General features: G+C 29.0%; 21 protein-coding genes. 15 read left to right on the forward strand and 6 right to left on the reverse strand.

The annotated features are described in order from the left end of the window. Positions 1 to 120: 120 nt before the first annotated feature. The gene (locus tag Ccar_RS02630; RefSeq protein WP_007064140.1) at positions 121 to 1,227 is read right to left on the reverse strand and encodes a DUF5667 domain-containing protein; all 1,107 of its coding nucleotides are present in this window, start codon (positions 1,225 to 1,227) and stop codon (positions 121 to 123) included. Between the two features lie 359 nt (positions 1,228 to 1,586). On the opposite strand from Ccar_RS02630, the gene mreB reads away from it, so the two are divergent. The 3 genes from mreB to Ccar_RS02645 all read left to right on the forward strand — a co-directional run bounded on the left by mreB (position 1,587) and on the right by Ccar_RS02645 (position 4,455). Continuing rightward, on the forward strand, positions 1,587 to 2,570 hold the full coding sequence (mreB, locus tag Ccar_RS02635; RefSeq protein WP_007064141.1) for a rod shape-determining protein: 984 nt from the start codon (positions 1,587 to 1,589) through the stop codon (positions 2,568 to 2,570). A 34-nt stretch (positions 2,571 to 2,604) separates the two neighbouring features. Further along, a complete protein-coding gene (locus tag Ccar_RS02640; RefSeq protein ID WP_048029854.1) occupies positions 2,605 to 2,817 on the forward strand; it encodes a (2Fe-2S)-binding protein in 213 nt (70 codons plus the stop codon). 202 nt (positions 2,818 to 3,019) lie between these two features. Next, positions 3,020 to 4,455, forward strand: a protein-coding gene (locus tag Ccar_RS02645) for an IS1182 family transposase (RefSeq protein WP_416101003.1) whose coding sequence is annotated in 2 segments (ribosomal slippage) — positions 3,020 to 3,602 and positions 3,602 to 4,455 — 1,437 coding nt in all. Because the reading frame shifts where the segments join, the coding sequence is not laid out codon by codon here. 81 nt (positions 4,456 to 4,536) lie between these two features. On the opposite strand, the gene Ccar_RS02650 is transcribed toward Ccar_RS02645, so the two are convergent. After that, positions 4,537 to 5,211: a TerC family protein gene (locus tag Ccar_RS02650; RefSeq protein WP_007059021.1), complete on the reverse strand. Its 675-nt coding sequence runs from the start codon at positions 5,209 to 5,211 to the stop codon at positions 4,537 to 4,539. A 239-nt stretch (positions 5,212 to 5,450) separates the two neighbouring features. Here Ccar_RS02650 and Ccar_RS02655 point away from each other — a divergent pair, with 239 nt between their 5' ends. After that, positions 5,451 to 5,822, forward strand: coding sequence for a response regulator (locus tag Ccar_RS02655; protein ID WP_007059020.1), 372 nt, complete (start codon positions 5,451 to 5,453; stop codon positions 5,820 to 5,822). A 158-nt stretch (positions 5,823 to 5,980) separates the two neighbouring features. Next, positions 5,981 to 7,591, forward strand: coding sequence for a methyl-accepting chemotaxis protein (locus Ccar_RS02660; RefSeq protein ID WP_007059019.1), 1,611 nt, complete (start codon positions 5,981 to 5,983; stop codon positions 7,589 to 7,591). Positions 7,592 to 7,634: 43 nt separating this feature from the next. On the opposite strand, the gene Ccar_RS02665 is transcribed toward Ccar_RS02660, so the two are convergent. The 3 genes from Ccar_RS02665 to Ccar_RS02675 all read right to left on the reverse strand — a co-directional run bounded on the left by Ccar_RS02665 (position 7,635) and on the right by Ccar_RS02675 (position 10,746). Then, the gene (locus Ccar_RS02665; protein ID WP_007059018.1) at positions 7,635 to 8,312 is read right to left on the reverse strand and encodes a hypothetical protein; all 678 of its coding nucleotides are present in this window, start codon (positions 8,310 to 8,312) and stop codon (positions 7,635 to 7,637) included. A 206-nt stretch (positions 8,313 to 8,518) separates the two neighbouring features. After that, positions 8,519 to 9,931 (reverse strand): HAMP domain-containing sensor histidine kinase, encoded by a 1,413-nt coding sequence (locus Ccar_RS02670; RefSeq protein ID WP_007059017.1) that lies wholly within the window; start codon positions 9,929 to 9,931, stop codon positions 8,519 to 8,521. Between the two features lie 98 nt (positions 9,932 to 10,029). Next, positions 10,030 to 10,746, reverse strand: a complete 717-nt coding sequence (locus tag Ccar_RS02675) for a response regulator transcription factor (RefSeq protein ID WP_035774138.1) — start codon at positions 10,744 to 10,746, stop codon at positions 10,030 to 10,032. A gap of 327 nt (positions 10,747 to 11,073) precedes the next feature. On the opposite strand from Ccar_RS02675, the gene Ccar_RS02680 reads away from it, so the two are divergent. The 6 genes from Ccar_RS02680 (at position 11,074) to Ccar_RS02705 (ending at position 16,598) form a co-directional block, all read left to right on the forward strand. Beyond that, the gene (locus Ccar_RS02680; RefSeq protein ID WP_035774136.1) at positions 11,074 to 11,985 is read left to right on the forward strand and encodes an ABC transporter ATP-binding protein; all 912 of its coding nucleotides are present in this window, start codon (positions 11,074 to 11,076) and stop codon (positions 11,983 to 11,985) included. After that, positions 11,982 to 12,743 (forward strand): ABC transporter permease, encoded by a 762-nt coding sequence (locus tag Ccar_RS02685; RefSeq protein WP_007059014.1) that lies wholly within the window; start codon positions 11,982 to 11,984, stop codon positions 12,741 to 12,743. Before Ccar_RS02680 ends, Ccar_RS02685 begins: the two co-directional genes overlap by 4 nt. Positions 12,744 to 12,781: 38 nt before the next feature. After that, complete coding sequence (locus Ccar_RS02690) at positions 12,782 to 13,513, forward strand: ABC transporter permease (RefSeq protein ID WP_007059013.1); 732 nt, start codon at positions 12,782 to 12,784, stop codon at positions 13,511 to 13,513. 183 nt (positions 13,514 to 13,696) lie between these two features. Next, positions 13,697 to 14,740: a cell wall-binding repeat-containing protein gene (locus Ccar_RS02695; RefSeq protein WP_007059012.1), complete on the forward strand. Its 1,044-nt coding sequence runs from the start codon at positions 13,697 to 13,699 to the stop codon at positions 14,738 to 14,740. A 285-nt stretch (positions 14,741 to 15,025) separates the two neighbouring features. After that, positions 15,026 to 15,973, forward strand: coding sequence for a helix-turn-helix transcriptional regulator (locus tag Ccar_RS02700; protein WP_048029858.1), 948 nt, complete (start codon positions 15,026 to 15,028; stop codon positions 15,971 to 15,973). A 46-nt stretch (positions 15,974 to 16,019) separates the two neighbouring features. Then, the gene (locus Ccar_RS02705; protein ID WP_007059009.1) at positions 16,020 to 16,598 is read left to right on the forward strand and encodes a type 1 glutamine amidotransferase family protein; all 579 of its coding nucleotides are present in this window, start codon (positions 16,020 to 16,022) and stop codon (positions 16,596 to 16,598) included. A gap of 68 nt (positions 16,599 to 16,666) precedes the next feature. Here Ccar_RS02705 and Ccar_RS02710 read toward each other — a convergent pair whose 3' ends face one another. Further along, positions 16,667 to 17,269 (reverse strand): TetR/AcrR family transcriptional regulator, encoded by a 603-nt coding sequence (locus Ccar_RS02710; RefSeq protein ID WP_007059008.1) that lies wholly within the window; start codon positions 17,267 to 17,269, stop codon positions 16,667 to 16,669. Between the two features lie 194 nt (positions 17,270 to 17,463). On the opposite strand from Ccar_RS02710, the gene Ccar_RS02715 reads away from it, so the two are divergent. From Ccar_RS02715 to htpG, 4 genes are all read left to right on the forward strand, one after another. Next, positions 17,464 to 18,429, forward strand: a complete 966-nt coding sequence (locus Ccar_RS02715; RefSeq protein WP_007059007.1) for an HlyD family secretion protein — start codon at positions 17,464 to 17,466, stop codon at positions 18,427 to 18,429. Positions 18,430 to 18,444: 15 nt separating this feature from the next. Then, positions 18,445 to 19,101 carry an HlyD family secretion protein gene (locus Ccar_RS02720; protein ID WP_007059006.1) on the forward strand — a complete coding sequence of 219 codons (657 nt, stop codon included), beginning with the start codon at positions 18,445 to 18,447 and terminating at the stop codon, positions 19,099 to 19,101. A 27-nt stretch (positions 19,102 to 19,128) separates the two neighbouring features. Next, positions 19,129 to 20,661, forward strand: coding sequence for a DHA2 family efflux MFS transporter permease subunit (locus Ccar_RS02725; RefSeq protein WP_007059005.1), 1,533 nt, complete (start codon positions 19,129 to 19,131; stop codon positions 20,659 to 20,661). 416 nt (positions 20,662 to 21,077) lie between these two features. Beyond that, complete coding sequence (gene htpG / locus Ccar_RS02730) at positions 21,078 to 22,967, forward strand: molecular chaperone HtpG (RefSeq protein ID WP_007059004.1); 1,890 nt, start codon at positions 21,078 to 21,080, stop codon at positions 22,965 to 22,967. The last annotated feature ends 14 nt before the right edge of the window (positions 22,968 to 22,981 follow it).

Below are 22,981 nucleotides of genomic sequence, written 5' to 3' on the forward strand. Positions count from 1 at the left end.
GGGAAGTTAAATAACTTCCCTTAAAAATGTATAATAATTAAAGTTAAGATTCAGTCCTAAAAATTGTGTAGTAAATATGATAGATTGGTAATATCACTTATTGTCTATTTATTATAGTTTTTAGTGATTAGAATTATGTTTATTTGCTGAATTATTTTCTTTATTATGACCTTGATTTTCTTTTACATTATTTTCTTTATTATTTTTAATTTCCTGACCGTTATTTTCTTTTGATTTTACATTGGTTTCAGTGCTAGTTGTAGCCTTAGCATCAGTTGTTGTAACAGTAGTATTGTTGTCAACAGCACCTTGAGTAGTAGTGTTGGTTGTATTATCAGTAGTATTAGTAGTATTTGTGTTTTCATTAGTTGTAGTAGGTTCAGGTGTTGTATTAGTATCTCCTGAAGTAGTATTATTTGTTGTGGAATTTGTTGTATCCTTAGGTTGGTCCTTTTTAGCTTGTTTTTTTAGTTGACCTACTCCACCTTTCATGGCTTCTTTTTTTGCTGCAATTGCTTTAGTGAATTTTTCATTTTCAGAAGCTAAAGCTGTTTGGGCTTGTTTTAAAGTATCTTCAGCAGTTTTTATTGCCTGCTCATCACCAGCTTTTTTAGCTTGCTCTAATTTAGTTTCAGCTTCTTTTACTGCTTTTTTAGCTTGAAGTAATATTTGTTTTTCTTTAGCAGCTGCTATTATGGCTTCCTTTTTCCTTGTTTGCATTTCTATAACTTGTGCCAAAGTTACCTTGGCATTTCCAGAAACTTTGTTTTCTATACTTTTTAAGACTTCTATAGATTTCATTTGTGTATTTGTTATTGATGTTTTTAATTTTTCTAGCTTTTCTAATTTGTCAGCATCATCAGTAGTGTTAGTAGATACTTTATCTACAGCATCATCTATTTTGTCTTGAGCTTCAGTGATTTTATCATTATATTCATTTAATGTTTTAGATGAAAGAACAGTGTTTTTCTTATCAGTCATTAATTCACTTTCACCAAGTCTTTCTTCTGCCACATCTGCTAAGGCTTCAGCTTTTTTATCATCTCCAGAAGCCATACTGATTTTTAAGTTATCTAAATTTTTATCAATAGAATATAATACAGTATTATCAGGTGTTATACCTGCTTTATCTGTAAATGTTGCAGTGCTGGCATCTGCTAAAGCTACTCCTCCTCCTATACTTAATGATACAGCTAGAGCTGTTACAAATAATGCTATCTTTTTCATGTGTATTATTCCTCCTCGAAATTGTTTATTATATTGTTTTCATAGATATATACGGAATATATTTTAATTTTTAAGGGGGTAGATAAAAAAATATATTAAAACCTGTAAAAAGTATTTTATATAAATGAATTCTCCTATTTGTAATTATAATGAAATTATTAAAATATAATTGAATATAATCCAGTTGGTGTAATAATGTGAATTATTTGTACGTTGAAAGCAGACAAATGAAGATATATACTGTAAAAAAAGTAATCTTAGGAAGACTTCATGAAAAATAGAAGTCTATTTTTCTACATATTATCATCAATAGCATCTAAAAAAGAAAGATCTATTGTAAATTTGAAAGGAGAATTTGGATGAGATTTTTTATAAAGTCTAAGGATATAGGAATAGATTTAGGAACATCAAATACTTTATTGTATGTAAAAGGAGAAGGTGTTATATTAGAAGAGCCTTCAGTAGTAGCTATAAATACTACAAATAGACAAGTTTTAGCAGTTGGCGCAGATGCTAAGGATATGATAGGAAGAACGCCAAAAGGTATTGAAACTATTCGACCCTTAAAGGATGGGGTAATTGCGAACTTTGATTTGACACAGCAAATGTTAAAAAACTTCATTGAAAAGATTAATGGTAAAGGTGTTTTTAAAAGTTCCAAAATTGCAATTTCCCATCCTTCAGGAATTACTGAGGTTGAAAAGAAGGCTATTAATGAAGTAATAAATCAAATGGGTGTACGTAAGATTATGCTAGTTGAAGAATCCGTGGCTGCTGCTATAGGATCAGGATTACCTGTGAATGAGCCAGTTGGTAACATGATTATAGATATAGGAGGAGGTACTACAGAGATAGCAGTCATTTCTCTTCAGGGAATTGTTACAAGTAAAACATTAAGAGTTGCAGGAGATGAGTTAGACGAAACAATTATTGATTATGTAAAAAGAGAGTTTAATTTAATTATAGGAGAAAGAACAGCAGAGAAAATTAAAATAGAACTAGGTTCTGTATATGTAGATGAAGAAGAAAGAAATATGGAGATAAGAGGAATAGATTTGGCAACTGGACTTCCGAAGGCTGTCACCATCATAGATAGTGAAATACGAGAAGTTTTGAAAGAGTCTGTAGCTTTAATAATTGAAGCAATTAAAGCCACCATTGAACAAACTCCACCAGAGCTTGCAGCAGATATAATGGACAAGGGTATAATGCTTTCAGGCGGTGGATCACTTCTAAAAGGCTTAGATAAACTTATATATAGCGAATTAAATATACCTTCATATATTGCAGAAAACCCTCTTCAGTGTGTTGTTCTTGGTGCAGGTAAAAGTTTGGATATGTAAAGATATATATTAAATGTTTAAAGGAGATACCTAAATGGAACAAAATTTAAATGAAAAAATTAAAGATAAACTTACTAAAGTGTGCTTATGCAAGGCTATATCAAGAGCCTCTATCAAGAATGCAATAAATAGTGGTGCCACTTCTGTTGAAGAGGTAAAAAAAATTACAGGTGCTGGTACTGGATCTTGTAATGGAAAAAGGTGTGAGCATAAAATTCAAGCATTAATAGATCAATTAACAAAGTAAAGTAAGAAAGAGTTTTGTTAATAAGATATGTAAAAAATCCTATAATTTAAATTATAGGATTTTTTACAGGCTGTTGATAAACATATTTTGTCAGCAGCCTTTTAAATTTTTAGCCCGATAGGGCTTTTTTTAAATTCAAAAAGGATTTTAAGATTTTGTGTAGAATTAATATAATATCAGATTTTTTAAGGAGTTAACTATTATGATTAAAGAAAATAATTCTGCACAGCAACAATTAGAGTTAGTATATATAGAAAATTTAGTTCCCAAAGATCATATCTTAAGGAAAATTGATAAATATATAGATTTTTCATTTATAAGAGATTTAACTAAGGACTTCTATTGTCCTGATAATGGACGACCAGCAATTCAGCCAGTAGTTTTATTCAAAATGTTATTTATAGGTTACTTATTTGCAATAAGATCAGAGCGACAGCTCGTGAAAGAAATTGAAGTAAATGTAGCTTATCGCTGGTTTTTAGGATTTTCATTAACAGATAAAATCCCAAGTCATTCTACTATAAGCCAAAATAGAATAACAAGATTTAAGGATACAAATATATACCAAGAAATCTTCGATAATATTGTATTTCAAGCAATAAATAAAAAATTGGTAGATGGTAAAATTCTATATACAGATTCTACACATTTGAAAGCTAACGCTAATAAAAACAAGTTTACAAAAGAACAAATTACACAATCAACCAAAGACTATTTTAATGAGTTAGAAGAAGACATTAATAAGGATAGAGTAGCTCATGGAAAACAACCTCTAAAAAAAAAGATAAAATAGAAAAAACTAAAGAAATTAAGACCAGTACTACAGACCCTGATAGTGGCTATATGCATAGGGATGGAAAACCAAAAGGATTTTTTTATTTAGATCATAGAACTGTAGATGGAAAGTATAACATAATAACAGATGTTTATGTAACGCCTGGTAACATAAATGATGTAGATCCTTATATAGAAAGACTAGATGTTCAAATTAAAAAGTTTAATTTGCAAACTAAATATGTTGGAGCCGATGCTGGTTATTCTACTAATAATATTTGTAAACAAATATTTGAACGAGAACTAAAAGCAGTTATGGGCTATAGACGTAGTCCTCATGTAAAAGGTAAATTTACTAAATTTAGATTCCAATATGTTAAAGAACAAGATGTATATTATTGTCCAGATTTAAGAGCATTAGAATATAGAACTACTAACCGTGATGGTTATAGAGAATATGTATGTAAAATCGAGTACTGCAGCCAATGCAATAAAAAAGAAAATTGCTTATCAGATAAAAGCAAAAGAAAAGTTGTTTATCGCCATGTCTGGGAAGATTACAAGGATGAAGTAATCAAATTTACTAAGACTGATAAAGGAAAATGGCTATATAAAAGAAGAAAAGAAACTATCGAGCGTAGCTTTGCAGATTCAAAAAATCTCCATGGTCTGCGCTATTGTCGCATGCGTGGAATTAAAAAAGTTTCTGAACAATGTTTGTTAACAGCAGCAGTTCAGAATATGAAAAAGATAGCCAGGGTGCTATCGCACCTATTTTTGCAATTTTTAAAGAATTCACTAACCAATTTATGGATAACATTCTCTTTTTATATGCTACCGCATAAATATTTAAGACAAAATTAAACCCAGCACTTTAAAAATGCTGGGTTTATGAACAATCTGTAAAAAATCCTATAATTTAAATTATAGGATTTTTTAATTTTATTAGTGAATTTGTACTGGTTTTTTTATAATGTAAAGTCCATAAATTATAGTTAAAATTGCAGCTGCATTAGGAATTATAACTCCAAATACATTAGGTATAAATGAAATAAGTTTGTCTTCTAAAATCATTTTAAAGGCTGTGTGAGCAAGAATTGCGCCTCCTATGTATGTAACAATAGGGTATCTTTTCATTAACCTTGATACATATTGACTCCCCCAAAATATAATAGGTATGTTAAGTAGAAGTCCAAATATAACAAGTACTATATTACCATCAGCTGCTCCTGCAATGGCAAGAACATTATCTAAACTCATAGTAGCATCTGCTATAATTATACTCCATATAGCACCAATGAATTTATTAGATGGGCTTATACGTGCGTTTTCGTTTTCATTATTTGGTTTTATGAAGTTCCAAGTTATTTTTGTGAGGAGTATACCTCCAACTAGTTTAATAGGGAGCCATTCTATTAAAAGAATATATGTCATAAAGCATGTGAATACAATTCTTAGTAGAACTGCAGCAAATACTCCTATAGCAGAGGCTTTTTTTGCATATTTTTCAGGTAAATCTTTAGTGGCTAAAGCAATAACACCTATATTATCACCACTAAGAACTATATCCAAAAGGGTAATTTGAAAGGCTCCAATTATACAGGTTATTAAATTATCCATTTTTATCACTCCATTTGTTTACAATTATTGGTTAATAACTGCGATACTATAGATTGTAACATAAAAATGCTAAAAAAAGAATAGTTAATAGTCTACTAGTATTATTCATAATTGGATAAAAAGTAATATTTGAAAATATTTGAAATTTGTTTTAAAATTATATAAAGATTATAGTGCAAGTTTGCGAAAATAATTATGGGTAAGAAATAACTATGAAACTAAAGGAGAAAAACTTTATTATGGGTGTACTAATAGTGGATGACTCTATGTTCATGAGACATTTAATAACAAAAATACTTAATAAGCATGAAATAAATATATTAGGAGAAGCAGCTAATGGCAGGGAAGCTATAGATAAATATAAGGAATTAAAGCCTGATGTAGTTACTCTGGATTTAATGATGAATGAAATGTCAGGATTAGAAGCTTTAGAGGAGATTATGAAAATAGATCCTGAAGCACAAGTAATTATATGTTCATCTATGGGACAAAAAGCTTTTATAAAAGAAGCAATAGAATTAGGTGCAAGAGGATTTGTAATAAAGCCTTTTGATGAAGATTCTCTAGTAGATGAAGTACAAAAAGCATTAATATCTAAAAAAGATAAATAATCTATAAAAAATAAATAAATAGATAAATGAAGCTTTAATATTGCGAAAATTATTTATTATGAAGGAATTAGAAAATTTTTATAGAAATATTTATTTAATGGATATTATACAATTCATTACAAAACTAAAGAATAGAAAAATGACAGGGGGGGATTTTCATGATGTTAGCAAATTTTTTTAATACTATGTACAATATGTTTATGTTCATAGCATTATGTGTCTTATTCATTTATTTGATAAGCAGGTCTATGAAGATAGTAAGACTTATTGTAGCACAAAAAAATGATATGATTGGAACTATATTTCTAACTATAGTTTTTAGTATTCCTATTATTTTGGCTTCAAAATATGCTTATACAATAGGTGATGCAAAGACAAATGTAAGGGATTCAATAGCAGTATTATCGGCTATAATTGGAGGACCAATAGTAGGAACACTTGTTGGTATAGTAGGAGGTGTGTATAGGTATACATTAGGAGGATGGACTACTTTAGGATGTACTACTTCAACTGTTTTATCTGGAATTATAGCTTCTATTATTGTATATAAAACCAAGTTTACTCTTAAGAAGTTGGATAATAAAAGTATTACAAAATGGGCTATATTTATAGCGCTTTGGGAAGTTATACATATTCATATCTTAGTGCCTATTTTAGGAGAAAAGCCTTTTATAGAAGCAAATCAAGTATTGTTCAATACACTGTCTATTCCAATGATTGTAATGAATGCTTTTGCCACAGGAGTATTTTTAATAATTGTCAAGGATATGATTGTAAACGATAGCAGAATTATAGTGGAAAAGCAGCAAAAGATGATTACTGAAATACAAGATTCAAAGCAAAAAATAGCTATGGTAAATGGTAAGATAAATGAAATAGTGGGAGAACTTTCTAATTTGTCTCAGAATTTGTTTGAGGACATGAATAATACTCTTGTATCAAGTAAGCATATTTCGGATACTATAAATAAGGTTACAGCAGCAGTTTCTAGTCAGGATAAAGAAATACAAAATGGAGTAGGAATGATAGAAAACTTATCAGATAAAGTAAATAAAACTGTTACAATAACAGAAGGTATGGCTGAAACATCAAGTAAAGCAGAACAATTAAATAAACAAGGAATGGAAGCTGTAAAACTTTTAAAGGATAAGACAAAAAGTAGTGATTTAACTATAAAAGCTGTAGATGAAAAAGTTACTAATTTAAGTAAGAGTATAGATAGAATTGACAAGATAATAGAAACTATAACAGGGATTTCTGAGCAGACCAATCTTCTAGCTTTGAATGCAAATATAGAAGCAGCAAGAGCAGGTGAGGTTGGAAAAGGATTTGCTGTAGTAGCAGATGAAGTAAGGAAACTTTCAGAGGAAACATCTTCTTCAGCAGTGGAAGTTAAAAAGCTCATAAATGAAATAGAAAATGAATCACAAAATATAGTGAATTTTATGAAAGAGGTTAAAAGTATAGTAGAAGTACAGAATGATGCTGTTGATAATACAGGAAGTATTTTTAATGACATATATAATTCTATAAATAATATTTTAACATCTGTAGAAAGTAACAAGGATAATGTTTTTTATATAGACAAGAATAAGAATGAACTTGTGAAATTAATTAATAATGTATCGGAAATATCAAAAAATACTTCAACAGGTGCTGAAGAAGTAAATAGTACAATTAAACAAACTGCAGCTTCCATGGAAAAAGTATCTGATGTAGTTAATAAGTTAAACAAAATGATTGCTGAATTAAAAAATATGAATGAATAAATAATAAAAGAGAATGGAAAAAACTTTCCATTCTCGAATTTTTTTAGGCACAATTTGACTCTTTTAGAAATGGACCTTTGACACTGCCAGAAGTATCTCTCATAGTGCAAAATTTATTATAGCAGTTTTCACAGGAATGATCCTTACGATTAAAAGCTATGCTTTTATCAGCACCATATACATATGACATAGATTTTGAAGGATAAATCATGTACTTATCAATTATACTTATGCCATGAATATCTTCATTACCAAATTTGTCTACTATATCTTTTTGATATTCCAAATCGATTTCTCCATCCCCTGGAGCAATTTTACAAGTAAGACCCAAATTCATATCTTTAGCAGTTTCATATATAGTATTAAAAAACTCTGAACTTACACTAAAAAGATAGGAACTAGCCATAGCATCTAGTAATACAGCTTCATAAAATTTACCTTCTTCAAAAAGACTATCTACTTTTTTTACAGAACCTTCTCCAATAGTTACTAAAGCATAAACTACATGGGAACAGTTATTGATTATAGTTGAATTTATTTCTCCAATTTGATTATCTATTTTAAGAACACCAATAGGTTTGGAAATTTCTCTTAATGTAGGAAGTAAGTTATCATAGATTTTGCTCAATTCCTCATAATGAGGTGTTTGGCAATAAGACTTAACCGCATTAATAATTTTGGTTTTATTTAATTGAAATTTAAAATCAGAAACAATGTACATAAGCCTCACCTCGTATTTATATTTATCATAAGTATATTATAATTAAATAAATACAAAATTGCAAGAGCATATACTCATTATTTCAAAAAATACTAAAAATATATGTTTAAAAGGCCAATTTAGGTGCCAATAAGGTTCAGATTGGACTTGAACTTGCAAAATGCCATTGCGTACAATAATGCCAATTCTTATAAAAATGCATAAACCTACACAATTATGCATATGGTAGTACCTTTATTTAAAGTGCTTTCCACATATATATTGCTTCCATGAGCATCTATTATTTGTTTGGAAATTGCCATGCCTAAGCCAGAACCTTCAATTGATGTATTAGTATTTGTACCTCTATAGTATTTCTCAAAAATATAATCTAAATCTTTTTTAGCTATACCTTTACCATTATCCTTTAGTGTAATATACACTTTTTCTTTTTCATAAATGGATATATCCACTTGAACCTTTTCATCATTGTGAATTAAGGCGTTAAAGATTAAATTGCTTAATGCTCTTTTAAATAGTTTTTCATCCACAAAAGCTTGTATATTTTCTTTTTCAAAGTGAAAATTTACATTTCTATTGCAATAGCAGGGATGATTTAAAATGCTTATAATTATATTTTGAAGTAAAAGGGTAATATTTATTTTCTCTTTTTTTAAAGGAATTACCTTATTTTTTAGTTTGTAAGTAAAATTTAAATCTTCTATTAAAGTTTGAATGTATGAAGATTTATTGTATATTATTTGTGAATACTCAACAATCTCATCATTGGAAAAAATGTAATCAGGATCTTTCATGATTTCGGAATATCCTTTTATAGAAGATAAAGGTGTTTTTATGTCATGGGATATAGAAGAAATCCAGAGTTCACGCATTTTTTCTATTTCTTCTCTCTTAGCTTTATTTTCCTTAAGAGTTTTGCTTAAATTATTTAAATTGGTAAATACGTTTTTATAAACTCCATATTCTGAATAACTTATTTCATAGTCTCCTTTAGAAAGTGTGTTAATGCCATCTATTATAGTATCAAGAGGTTTAGCCATTCTTTTTCCAAATATAAAATAGGAGGTTACTACTGCAATTAGTATGTTTATAGCCATTAAAATAATAAATTCACCTCCTAAAAAGCTTTTAATCTTGCTTGGATTAAAAGTTAAAGTATATTTTGCAACACGATTAAAAGGAAACCCTATAATATAGGTAAAACTTTTGTCATTATACTTTTTTTCACTTATAAATACAGAACTATTTGCTATATCATAGGTATGAATATGAACTATATCTATTGGTTTATAGATAGAAGGAACTTCCTTTGGCTTTTTAAAGGAGTAGACTTCCTTAAGATTTTCATCTATTATTTGAATCCAGGTATTATTATCTGAAATTTGCTTTTTTCCATCTTCAATTACAAAAGGCTTGTTATCCTTAAAATCTATATATTCAGAGAAGTTCAATGTAAAATTTTTAGGACTAAGTGTATTGAAATTTTTTTTGGTATATATAACTGTGAATCTAAGAAAAAGAAAGTTTATTAAGAATTCAATTATAAGTATAAAAACTAGTGTTGCTAAAAATCTTGTTGTAAGGGACCAATTAGTTTTAATTCTATTTAAAATTTTCATATATTTTCACCTCAAAGGTTAAAGTAAAATTGGACTTTTTAAAAATACAATTGGACTTTTTAAATGGATGCGTAATTTTTCTTATCATAATTAAGTTATTATTGTTTTGATATACGTAGTTTGTATCCAAGTCCTTTAACTGTAATAATATATTCAGGATTAGAAGGATCTTTTTCTAGTTTTTGTCTAAGTTTTCTCATATGAACCATTATGGTGTTGTCATATCCTTCATAGTCGTCATCCCAAACTTCATTACATATCATTTGTTTGGTTAATATTTGATTAGCATTTTGAGCCATATAACGTAATAGATGATATTCTTTAGGGGTGAGTACTATATTTTCGCCAAGTTTTAATACTTCTCCGTTTTGAAAATCAATAACAATATCACCAAAGGAAATTTTTTCTTCCTTTACAGAGAGTTCATTTTTTATGTATATATTTCTTCTTAAATGTGCCTTTATTCTGAAAGCAACCTCCTTAGGACTAAAGGGTTTAGTTACATAGTCATCTGCACCCAAACCAAGAGCAAGAATTTTATCAACATCGTCGGATTTTGCAGATAAAAAAATAATTGGAACAAAGGAAAATTCTCTAATGCGTTTGCATACATCAAAGCCATCTATATCAGGCATCATAACATCCAAGACTACTATATCTGGATTTTCTATCTTACATGTTTTTATGCCATCTGTACCGTTTGCAGCTTTAGATATTCTTCTAAAACCTTCCTTTTTTAAAACTGTTTCCATAAGTTTTAATAGTTCTATTTCATCATCAATTAAAAGGATTTTTCTATCTAAAATATTATACATGCATATTTTAATGAGAATAAGTATTCCATTCTCACTAAAATTCACTTCCTTTCGTTTCATCCTATTTTTCATAAATTACATTAATAAATTATAAAAGCTATTCCATGATTATTAGTGGCTTGTATTATTTTCTCTGTAAACAAATTTGTAGTATAACATTGTTCAATTCTAATTAAATCACCAATTATAATTACTACAATTATAGCATTGTTTACATATTTTTTAATTAAGTAGAAAAATTTTAAGGTTCCGTTAAGGTTGCCATAAATGAAATTTAAGCTTGGACCTTTAGTATATAAACATAACTTAATTGAAGGAGGAGCGGGAATGTCAGAAAAAATTATAGAAACAGCAAATTTGACAAAGAAATTTAAAGATTTTAAAGCAGTAAATGGCATAAATTTAACAGTTAAAAAAGGAAGGGTTTATGGTTTTTTAGGACCTAATGGTGCAGGAAAATCAACAACTATAAGAATGCTTTTGGGACTTATAAAACCTACAAAGGGGCAAGTTAAGATTTTTGGTATGGATTTGAGAAAAAATAGAATAGATATTTTGAGAAAGGTAGGCTCCATGGTAGAAGCACCATCCTATTATGGAAATTTAACAGCTTATGAAAATCTTCAGGTAACGGCAGAACTTTTAGAACTTGACCATAAGTATATTGATGAAGTTTTAGAAGTGGTAAAGCTTACTGAATGGAAAAATAGACAGGTGAATAAATTTTCATTAGGTATGAAGCAGAGATTGGGAATTGCGCAGGCTTTAATATCAAAACCTGAGCTTTTAATATTGGATGAGCCTACTAATGGACTTGATCCATCAGGAATTCATGAAATAAGAGGACTTATTAAGGAACTTCCAAAGCTTTATGATATGACAGTAATTATATCCAGCCATAATTTAAGCGAAATTGAACTCATAGCAGATGACATTGGTATTATAAATCGAGGAAATATATTGTTCCAAGGAACACTTGAGGAATTACATGCAAAAAGTAAGGGGCAAATTTGTATAGGCTCAAAGAATTTACAGGGTACTATGAATACATTAAATAATTATGGATGCAAATTTAAGTTAAAAGATAAAGATATTTTCTTGAAGCCTGAAGGCAGGGAAGCAGATGATATTTTAAAGCAGTTAGTATTAGATGATAATAAAATATTCAAATTCGTAGAAGTGCAAAAGTCACTTGAAGAAATATTTCTGGACCTTACTGAAGGAGGAGAAATTAAATGAGCTTCACATCAATTTTAAAATCTGAGTTAATGAAATATAAAAGATCAGTATTGTGGAAGGGAGTTTTTTTAATTCCGATTCTTTCATTTGCTATGTTATTTGCAGATTTACATATTAGAGTTAGTTTTTTAATGTCAAATGATCATATAAAGCACCTAGCTGAGATTGGAATTTATAGTAAGCTTCAAGCTTTACTTTATGAAAATCATCTTGCTACATTGTGGTTTATACTTCTAAACTTGTCTATTGTTGTAGTAGCAGTTATTGTAAATTATACGGAATACAGCGAAAACACCTGGAAACAAATAATAGCAAGACCAGTTGAAAGAAGACGAATTTACATATCAAAATGGATTATAGTATTAATGGCTGCAATTATTTTAGTAGTTTTAAATGGAGTATCCATAATGGTTGTAAAAAATTTCTTTGGTATTAATGGTGACTCTACATTGATTTTTAAATATAAAATATTAGAGATGTGTACAGTTTTAGGTGTAGTAAGCTTTCAGCAATTTATAAGTTGCTACATGAAAAATTCGCTGGTATCAGCAGCTGTAGGTTTTGCAGGGAGCATAGGAGCTTATATGTTTGCACAAAGTAAATTACTTTCATATATAATTCCCTATGCTAATGTTATATTAGCACTACCTTCAGAAGGAAATAAGGATGCGCAAGCAGCAGCTTTTTTTGGAATAGCATCTGGTGTCTTATGGCTTGTAATAGGAATTATAGAATTTAATAAAAGAGATATTAAGTAAATAATTCTTATATTTAGATAAAGTGGAGGTTAAATAAAATGAAAAATGTATTTAAAGTGGAATTACTAAAGTTGAGACATTCAAAAATATTGAATATAGTAATGTTTCTTCCACTGTTTTTTGTAATATTGGGTTTTACAAACTTTTTAAGATATAAAGAGCTTTTTACAGAAAAAGGTCAAAATGTATGGTCACAGGTGTATACTCAAAGTTCTATGTTTTATGGATTATTTATTATAGCATTATTTATTACTATTGTTATAGCTATTTTAGTTAGAATAGAAAATGCAGATGACAATTTCAAAAGAATACTCACATTACCTATAAAAAGAAGTGATTTATATATAGCTAAGTTATTTGTGGCAATTGCTATAGTAGCATTAAATCTTATTATTTTGATGTTGCTTACTATTTCTGCAGGGGTAATTATAGCTCCAAGTAATCAAAGTATGCCAATGGAACTAATATACGCACCAATACTTTGTATTATAGCTTCGCTGCCTGTTATAGGAGTTCAATACTACTTAAGTATGAAGTTTAAAAATATTGCTGTACCACTAGGAGTTGGTTTAGCATTTTCTATTCCATCTATTCTTATTAACAACACTAAATATTGGATGCTGTTTCCCTGGACTTATCCTGGTAGAGTATTATTAAATGCTGGAAGTACAAGCTTTTATTGTCCAATGTATATGTATATAATATCAATTGTTGTGTTTATAGTTTTTACAATGGTTGGATTGTATGAATTTAATAATAGAGATGTTTAGATTAAGAGAAGGTAAAAGTTATCCTAAATTATAAAATTAACTCAATTAAGGTTTGTTTGATTCTAACCATATTTGTTAATATTTGAAATATGATTTTGGTAAATATATAATATTTATATATTAGTTAAAAGATTTTTTTATATTAAAATATTAAAAAAGGTTAGAAAGGAAGATGAATATAATATGAAAATTAAAGTAAAAAATGCATTTGTAAGTGCAGCAATTGCATCTTTAATTTTAGTTACAGTTCTATCGACTAATTCGGTTAAAGCAGCTGTAGAAAAAGTAACCAGGACAAGCGGAACGGATAGGTATAGTACAGCGGCTTCAATTGCTATGTTTAATTGGGAAAATGGTAGTAATAATGTGGTGTTAGCATCGGGAGAAGGATATGCAGATGGGTTAAGTGCTTCAACATTAGCTAAAAAGTTAGATGCACCAATACTTTTAACTACATCTGATACGTTAAGTAAAGATACAGAAAATGCAATTAGTACGTTAAAGCCAAAGAATATATACATTGTTGGTGGAACTGCATCAATTTCTGAAAAAATAAGAAACAATCTTAAAAATAAATACAACATAATAGAATTAGCTGGAAACACAAGATATGAAACCAATGTAAAAGTGGCTAACAAATTAGTTGAATTAGGTGTTAATCCTGACAATGTTTTAGCTGTTTCTGGTGAAGGATTTTCAGATGCAATTTCGGCAGCACCGGTAGCTGCTGCAAAGGGAGAAATATTATTATTAGTAAATAATGATGAAGCTTCAATCAAATCAACAATTAGCTTTTTAAAGGGGAATAAATCAAAAGTTACAGTTATTGGAACTGATAAAGTAATAAATGATAAAATTTATAATGTTCTTGGAGCATCTGAAAGAATAGATGGAGGAAAAGATAGGTTTGCTACTAACTTAAATATATTAAATGCATTTTGGAGAGACTTAAATTTTGATAAAATGTATATTGCAAGTGCCCAATTTTCAGAGCCAGATGACATGTATGCAGATGCACTTGTAGCTTCAGCTATATCTGGAAAATATTCAGCACCTCTTGTATTAGTAGATAAAGACTCTTCTGATGCAACAGATAATGCTGTAGCTTATATTATTAAAAATAATACATCAAATGCTGATATACTATTGATTGGTGGAACGGAAGTTATTTCAGAAAATATCGAAGATAGAATAACTCCAGTATATAATCCTCTAGATAATTATTAAAAAATCCATCAAACTATGATAATGTAATCTAGGCTTGCAAAAGGCCTAGAGATAGAAAGTTATAGGTTTAATTTTACAATATTATTGAAATCATATATTTAGCCTCAATACTTGTTATCCTTTGGAAAGTATTGCTTGATAATTTCAGTTTAATATTGTTATCCAGCATATCTAGTATATTCCAATACATGTATAATTAAATGCTAAAGTAGTTCGGATTATTAAGATAAGATTAAGAAAAAATTATTGTATATTATTACTTAGAAATGGAGAAAGCGTATTATTGTGAAGATTGATAGATTACTGGGGATTTTAAGTGTCCTTGCAAATACGGAGCGGATTACAATACAAGAATTAGCGGAAAGGTTTGAAGTTTCTAAACGCACAATTTTTCGAGATTTGGATACACTGAACCAGTCGGGAGTTCCTATTGTTGCTTATTCAGGAATTGGTGGAGGAGTATCTCTCCTTGAAGGATATAAACTCAAAAACAATATTCTTTCCAAAGGTGACATAAAAAATATCTTTACTGCACTTAATGGATTAATGAGTATTGATGAAAGTAATGATTTAATTAATCTAATGGCAAAGCTAATCCCGGAAGAAACAAGCATGGTATTTTCAGAAAGTGATTATGTAATTGATCTGTCATCATGGTTTCAAGACAGCATTACACAAGAAAAGGTATCTAATTTGCATAAAGCAATTAAAAATCGAAAATGTATTTATTTAGAATATATATCAAAAAGATCACGGCGGGTAAGAATCATTCATCCTCATAAATTAGTTTTTAAACAAGCATATTGGTATTTATATGCTTTTTGTGAGGATAATCAGGAGTTTCGATTGTTTAAGGTAAACAGAATTGCTAATTACAAAATTATGGATACAAGTTTTAGTTATAAGACAGTTGAAAAAATAGATTTCAAAAAGGATTTTGGTATTGGCTTGTTTTCTTCAGAAAATCAGAAATCATTGTTTGAAGTTATACTAGAATATGATATTACTAATGAATTTTTCCTAACAGATAAAATAGATGCGAAATTTTTTCATAGAATGAGCAGTACAAAAGATAAGGGGCAGATTATATTTTCTGTTTCTTACTTAGAATGGGCTGCTAATTTAGTTTTTAGTCTGCAGGACAAAGTTAAAGTTATAGCTCCTTTTGAATTAAAAGAAGCAGTAAAAGTCAGAATAAAAAGAATAAATGAACTTTATAAAGATGACATATAGGTGTCATCTTTTTCATTGTACAATACTTAAGAAAGGAAGTGTTACAATGAAAAAAGAAGTACTTGTGTTTATTTTTAATGGATATGCAGATTGGGAAAGTGCCTATATTTGCTCAGAACTCAATGAAGCAGAAACGGATTATATTGTAAAAACTTTAAGCTTGGATAAAGAACCTAAAATTTCTATGGGTGGTTTTCGAATTATCCCTGATTATGATGTAAGTGATTACCCAAAAAATTTCAGTATGCTGCTTTTAATTGGAGGTTATGCTTGGATGAAACAGAAAAATAATGCCATTTTGCCTGTGGTAGAGTATGCTGTAAAGCATCATATTCCAGTAGCAGCAATTTGTAATGCAGCTAATTTTATGGCAGAGAACGGGTATTTGGATAATATCAGACATTCTGGCAATATGCTAGAGTATATGAAATCACAAGCGCCGCACTACAAAGGCGACATCAATTTTCTTGAAAAACAAGCAGTTTGTGATTCAGATATCATAACTGCAAATGGTACAGCCTCTTTAGAATTTGCTAGAGAAATTATGCTGTATTTAAAGCTTAAACCTGTAGAAAAAATTGATGAATGGTATAAATTTAACAAATTGGGGTTTTATAAAAAGTAAAGCAGTACAATCTGCAGAAAATCTTTATTATATTAAATTAAAATTTTTAATGTGTTAAATTTGATTTACTAATAAGTAAGTAAACATTTTAACATATATGCACATTGATCAACAGCAACTTCCTTATTAAGACCTGAATTATGAAAAAAAAGTAATTCATGGCAAAGGTTATCAGCAGTGTTTAATGCAAGAAACATTTTCTCCTTTGGGTTATTAATAATAATATTTCTTTCCTCTAATTGCTCGAATATTCTAATTGTTATTTGTTCATGTTGATTTTTAAAATGATTTTTTATATCTTCATCCAGAAAACTTAAAGCCATAATTTCATTATGAAGATTTTTAGATAAATTGTGGGATTCAATTAATATGTTGATGACTTCTTTAATTACATCTAATAAATCTTCTTCCATAGGTATCTGATTAAATTTTGTGATTACAAGTTCTTGCATAATATTGCTGTATTTGTGCAAAGCTTGAATAAATATATCTTTCTTATCTTTAAAGTAGGCATATACAGAACCTGTAGCAATGCCTGCTTCTTTTGCTATATCCACAGTAGTTGTATTATTATATCCTCTTTCATTAAATACTTTATAAGCAGCATCAATAATTTTATTTTTCTTTTCAATGGACCTCTTTTGACGAGGTATTCGTATCTTTCTATCCATTTTCATCACCTAAAATGATTTTAATATAAAAAAAATATTGCGTCAAGAATAATATGAATATGAAAAAAGTTTCATATTTTTCTTGACAAACATGAAACATATTTCATATAATTCAAATGTGAAATATGTTTCAGATTTATGTTTAAAATTTAATTTAATATTTTTGTTTAGAAAGAAGTGTTAGGAGGTATAAAATGAAAAAGGTAATATTTATTTTAGTATTTTCTTTATTATTAGGCGGCTGCAATAGTGTAAAGACAGAAGTAGGTGAAAATTATAAAACTGAAGCAGCTCCAAGAGAGGTATTTATCTTTGCAGGTAAAATTCAGTCTAATGATTCAATAAATTTAGCTTCTAAAATTGCACCTACTAAGGTTTCAAAGGTTGCTGTAAATGTAGGGAGTAAGGTTAATGCAGGAGATCCAATTGTTTATTTAGATACTACAGATTTAGACAATCAGGTAAAACAGGCAGAAGCAAAAGTAAATACTGCAGTGGCTGGTTTAAGCAAGGTTGAAAGTTCAGCTAGACCTGAGGATATTGCCATAACAGAAGCTAAGATAGCTAGTGATAACAAAATTCTTCAAAATGCTGAAAGTAGTTATAATCGTGTGAAGCAGCTTTATGATAAAGGATATGATACAAAACAAAATATGGAACAGGTAGAAGCAACTTTAATTGCAGCCAAGAATACATTGACTTCTGATAATGAAAATTTGAGCAAGTTAAAGAATGGTTCAACACAGCAGGATATAGCTGCATCTCAAGCATCAGTGAAGGAGGCAGAAACTTTAGTAGATTCTTATAAAAGTCAATTAAGCAATGGGGTAATTAAATCTCCTATATCAGGTGTAGTAAGTATTTGTAATATACATGAAGGAGAAATTGCTGCTACAGGTGCTAATTTAGTCACTGTAGTAAACAATGATGAATTATACATTGATGGATATGTTCCAGAGGATATGCTTTCAGAAATTAAGATTGGACAAGCAGTGATTATAAAGCCATCAAATATGCCTGAAAAAAGGTTTAAGGGTGAAATATCTGTTATAAATCCAATGATGAATTCTAATGATAAAAATGTAGTGAGAGTTACAGTAAAAGATGAAAGTCATATTTTAAAAACAGGCATGATTGCTCAAATAGGTTTTAGTAAGTAAAAGAAGGTGAATATTGTGAAATCAAAAAGAAAGATTGTAATGATTGGTATGCTGCTTATAATGGTTATATGTATGGCAACTATTGGTATATATTATTGGTATAATAGTACATATTTTGTTTCTACAGAGGATGCAAAGGTGGATGGAGATTTATATAAGATAAGTTCTCAAATATCTGGTAAACTTTTAGAGTTTAATGGAGAAGAAGGAACTATGGTGGATAAAGAACAAATAGTTGGTCAGCAGGAATTAGCTGGACAACCTGAATCTAATTTAGATACTTCTGTTTTGCGTGCACCTATAAAAGGTACAATTATAAAAAAAGCAGTAAATGTAGGTGAAATAATAACTGCTGGTCAGGTGCTTGCTTATGTAGTAGACCCGGATAAAGTTTATATTACAGCCAATATAGAAGAAACAAAGCTGACTAAATTAAGAGAAGGCGAAAAGGTAGATATTTCAATAGATAAATATAAAGGTAAAAAGTTTACTGGAGTAATACAGTCTATTGGTGAAGCTTCAGCTTCTGAATTTTCATTACTGCCAACCTCTACAAGTGCTAACTTTACTAAGGTTGTTCAGAAAGTACCTGTAAAAATCAAATTAAATAGTTATGGAAAAGTTAAATTGTTACCTGGAATTAATGCAGTAGTAAAAATTCATATCAAATAATAATTTTGGAAAGTCAGGTGTTTACAGATGGAAGAGAAAGAAGCAGCTTCTTATAAATGGCTTTGTTTAATGGTAATCATTATAGGAACCTTTATGGCATTTCTTGATACTAGTATTGTAAATATAGCATTGCCTAAAATAATGTCTGTTTTTTCAACTTCTTTAGATACTGGTCAATGGGTTTTAACTGGCTATATGCTTGCAGCAGGAGCGGTTATACCTTTAACAGGATATTTAGAAGAGGTTTTAGGTTATAAGAAAGTATATATATTTGCAATAGTGGTATTTACTATAGGTTCATTTTTGTGCGGAATATCTTGGAGTATAGATGTATTAATATTTTCAAGAATTTTACAAGCAATAGGTGGAGGTATGATTATGCCAGTTGGCATGTCTACACTCTACAAAGTAATTCCAAAAGAAAAAATTGGATTAGCAGCTGGCATATATGGTATATCAATAATGGTAGCTCCTGCTATTGGACCAACCTTAGGAGGATATATAGTTCAATATTTAAGCTGGAATTTAATTTTTAACATAAATGTACCTATTGGCATTATAGGAACAATTCTTGCTGTAGCAATATTAAAGGAAGATGTAAAAAAAGTTGACAAAAAATTAGATGTTATTGGAGTTTTAACTTCTACATTGGGACTTATAAGTGTTCTATATGTAATAAGTGAATGGTCTAAAATAGATTGGGGAGATATAAAATATCCATTACTAATTGTATTTGGAGGTTTTAATCTTGCAATATTTATATTTAATGAGCTTACTATAGATAATCCACTATTGGAGCTAAGAGTTTTAAAAATACTTCCCTATTCAGTTAATACAATTTTAATTAATATAATAGTATTTGCTATGTACGGGGTGCTTGTATTTATACCATTATTTTTGCAAAATTTATCAGGACTTAATGCTATGCAGTCAGGTATTATTATGTTGTACTATGCAATAGGTTCAGGACTTACTATGCCCATAGCTGGGAAAATGTCAGATAAAATAGGGGGTAAACCCTTTATTATTGTAGGTATAGTTTTAATGATTATATCAACTTATGAATTATATTTTTTAAGTACAGAAATGAGTAATTCAACACTTAAATTTTTATTGTTTATAAGAGGAGCTAGTGTAGGATTATGTATGATGCCTGCCACTACTATGAGTATGGAACAGGTACCGCCAGAACTTATAAGTAGAGCTTCAGCTCTCCAAAATACAGTAAAACAGGTGGCAGGTTCACTAAGCACGACTATACTTACAGTATTTTTACAAAATAGACAGAGTTTACACTACTATAGATTAGCTGAACAATTAACACCTTTTAACCCTGTAACTTCAAATTTTATTAATAATGTTCAAAGCTACATATTGCAAAAAGGTGCAGTAGTCGCAAATGCTAAAACAGGAGTATTGTATTTAGCTTATAAATATGTATATACAGAATCCTATATGAATGCAATAGATGATGTATTTATGTTAACTTTAATTGTTGTGGCAGCAACAATACCTTTAATGTTTATGGAGAGAATAAAAAAACAAATTAGCAAAATATAAAAAATATCTTCTATTTTTCAATAATACAGGTCATTTTCATCAAAAAAGTTACATAAATCCTATATTAGAACTTAATTTTAGCCAAAATTTCTAAGTAGCTTAAGAAAATTAATGCATTTTAAATTAAATTTAAAGAATATATTGACAAAAAAAATATAATTGCTAAAATATAGTTAGCACTCAACATCAATGAGTGCTAACAAAAGCAATTTAAAAATGCATTTTGAAACTTTAAATGATATAAAAATTAAAAAATCGGGAACCTACAGAACATATTCTTAAGTCTTACTTATTATGAAAAAACTATAGTTGATTAAGAGTAGGAAAGTGGCTTGATTAATTTAAAAATAACCGCACCTACTTTGATAGGTGTGGTTTTAATATGTTAAAAATTTCAATGAAGGGAAATGATATAAATGGCTACAAAACAATTTAAAGCAGAGTCTCAAAGACTACTTGAATTAATGATTAACTCAATTTATACAAACAAAGAAATATTTTTGAGGGAACTTATATCAAATGCAAGTGATGCAATTGATAAGAGTTATTATCGTTCACTTGTTGACAGCAATATAAGCTTCAATAAAGATGATTTTTACATTAGAATTACAGCAGATAAAGAAAATAGAAACCTTACTATTACTGACACAGGTATTGGCATGACAAAGGACGAACTTGAAAATAACCTTGGTACTATTGCTAAAAGTGGTTCGTTAGCATTTAAAAATGAAAATGAGGAAAAAGAAGGCGTAGATATTATAGGTCAATTTGGAGTTGGCTTTTACTCAGCTTTCATGGTATCAGATGTAGTTACTGTTATAAGTCGTTCTATAGATTCAGAGGAAGCATATAAGTGGGAATCAAAAGGTGTAGAAGGTTATGACATTGAACCTATAGATAAAGAAACAGTGGGAACTGAAATCATATTAAAAATAAAAACAAATACTGATGATGAAAACTATGACGAATTCTTGGATGAATATAGATTAAAAGCTTTAATTAAGAAGTATTCTGATTTTATCAAATATCCAATTAAAATGATGGTGAAAAAGAGTAAGGAAAAGGAAGGCAGCGAAAAAGAAGACGGCAAAAAAGAATATGAAGATTATTATGAAGATGAAACTTTAAACAGCATGGTTCCAATTTGGAGAAAAAATAAAAATGAATTAAAACAAGAAGATTATGATCAATTCTATATGGATAAGCACTTTGGTTATGAAAAACCTTTAAAATCAATCCATACTAGTGTTGAAGGATTAGCAAGCTACAATGCTTTATTATTTATTCCAGCTAAAGCACCTTATGATTTCTATACAAAGGAATTTGAAAAAGGTTTAGAGCTTTATTCTAATGGTGTTTTAATAATGGAAAAGTGCTCAGATTTATTGCCAGACTACTTCAGCTTTGTTCAAGGTTTAGTTGATTCTGCTGATATTTCTCTTAACATTTCAAGAGAACTTTTGCAGCAGGATAGACAACTTAAATTTATTGCAAAGAAAGTAAAAGATAAAATAAAAAGCGAACTTTCATTAATGCTTAAAAATGATCGTGAAAAGTATGATGAATTCTTTAAGAGCTTTGGAAGACAGCTTAAATATGGTGTTTATTCTGACTTTGGAACTAATAAAGAAGTACTTCAAGATTTATTGATGTTCTATTCTTCAACAGAGAAAAAGCTTGTAAGTCTTGATGAGTACATTTCACGTATGAAAGAAGATCAAAAATTCATATACTATGCAACTGGTGAAAGTGTAGAAAAGATAGAAAGGCTTCCACAAACTGAGTTAATCAAAGATAAAGGCTTTGAAATATTGTATTTCACTGATGATATTGATGAATTTGCAATTAAAATACTTATGAAATATAAAGAAAAAGAGTTTAAATCTGTTTCCAGCAAAGACTTAGGTATTGAATCTGATGAAAAAGAAAATGAAAAGGAAACACAAGAAAACAAAGATTTATTTGATTTCATGAAGGAAGCTTTAAGTGGAAAAGTTAAAGAAGTTAGAGCATCAAAGAGATTGAAGACTCATCCAGTTTGTCTTGCAAATGAAGGTGAACTTTCTATTGAAATGGAAAAGGTGCTTAACATGATGCCAAATAATCCAAATCTCAAAGCTGATAAGATTTTAGAAATAAATACAAATCATGAAATGTTTGATGCTATTAAAAAAGCATTTGAGGAAGATAAGGATAAAGTAAAAATGTATTCAAATATTCTATATAATCAAGCATTATTGATTGAAGGTCTTTCAATAGAAGATCCAGTTCAATTTGCAAATGATATATGTAATTTAATTAAATAAGATACATGTAAATG

It is taken from the genome of Clostridium carboxidivorans P7 (genome assembly GCF_001038625.1).
Lineage (GTDB): Bacteria > Bacillota > Clostridia > Clostridiales > Clostridiaceae > Clostridium_AM > Clostridium_AM carboxidivorans.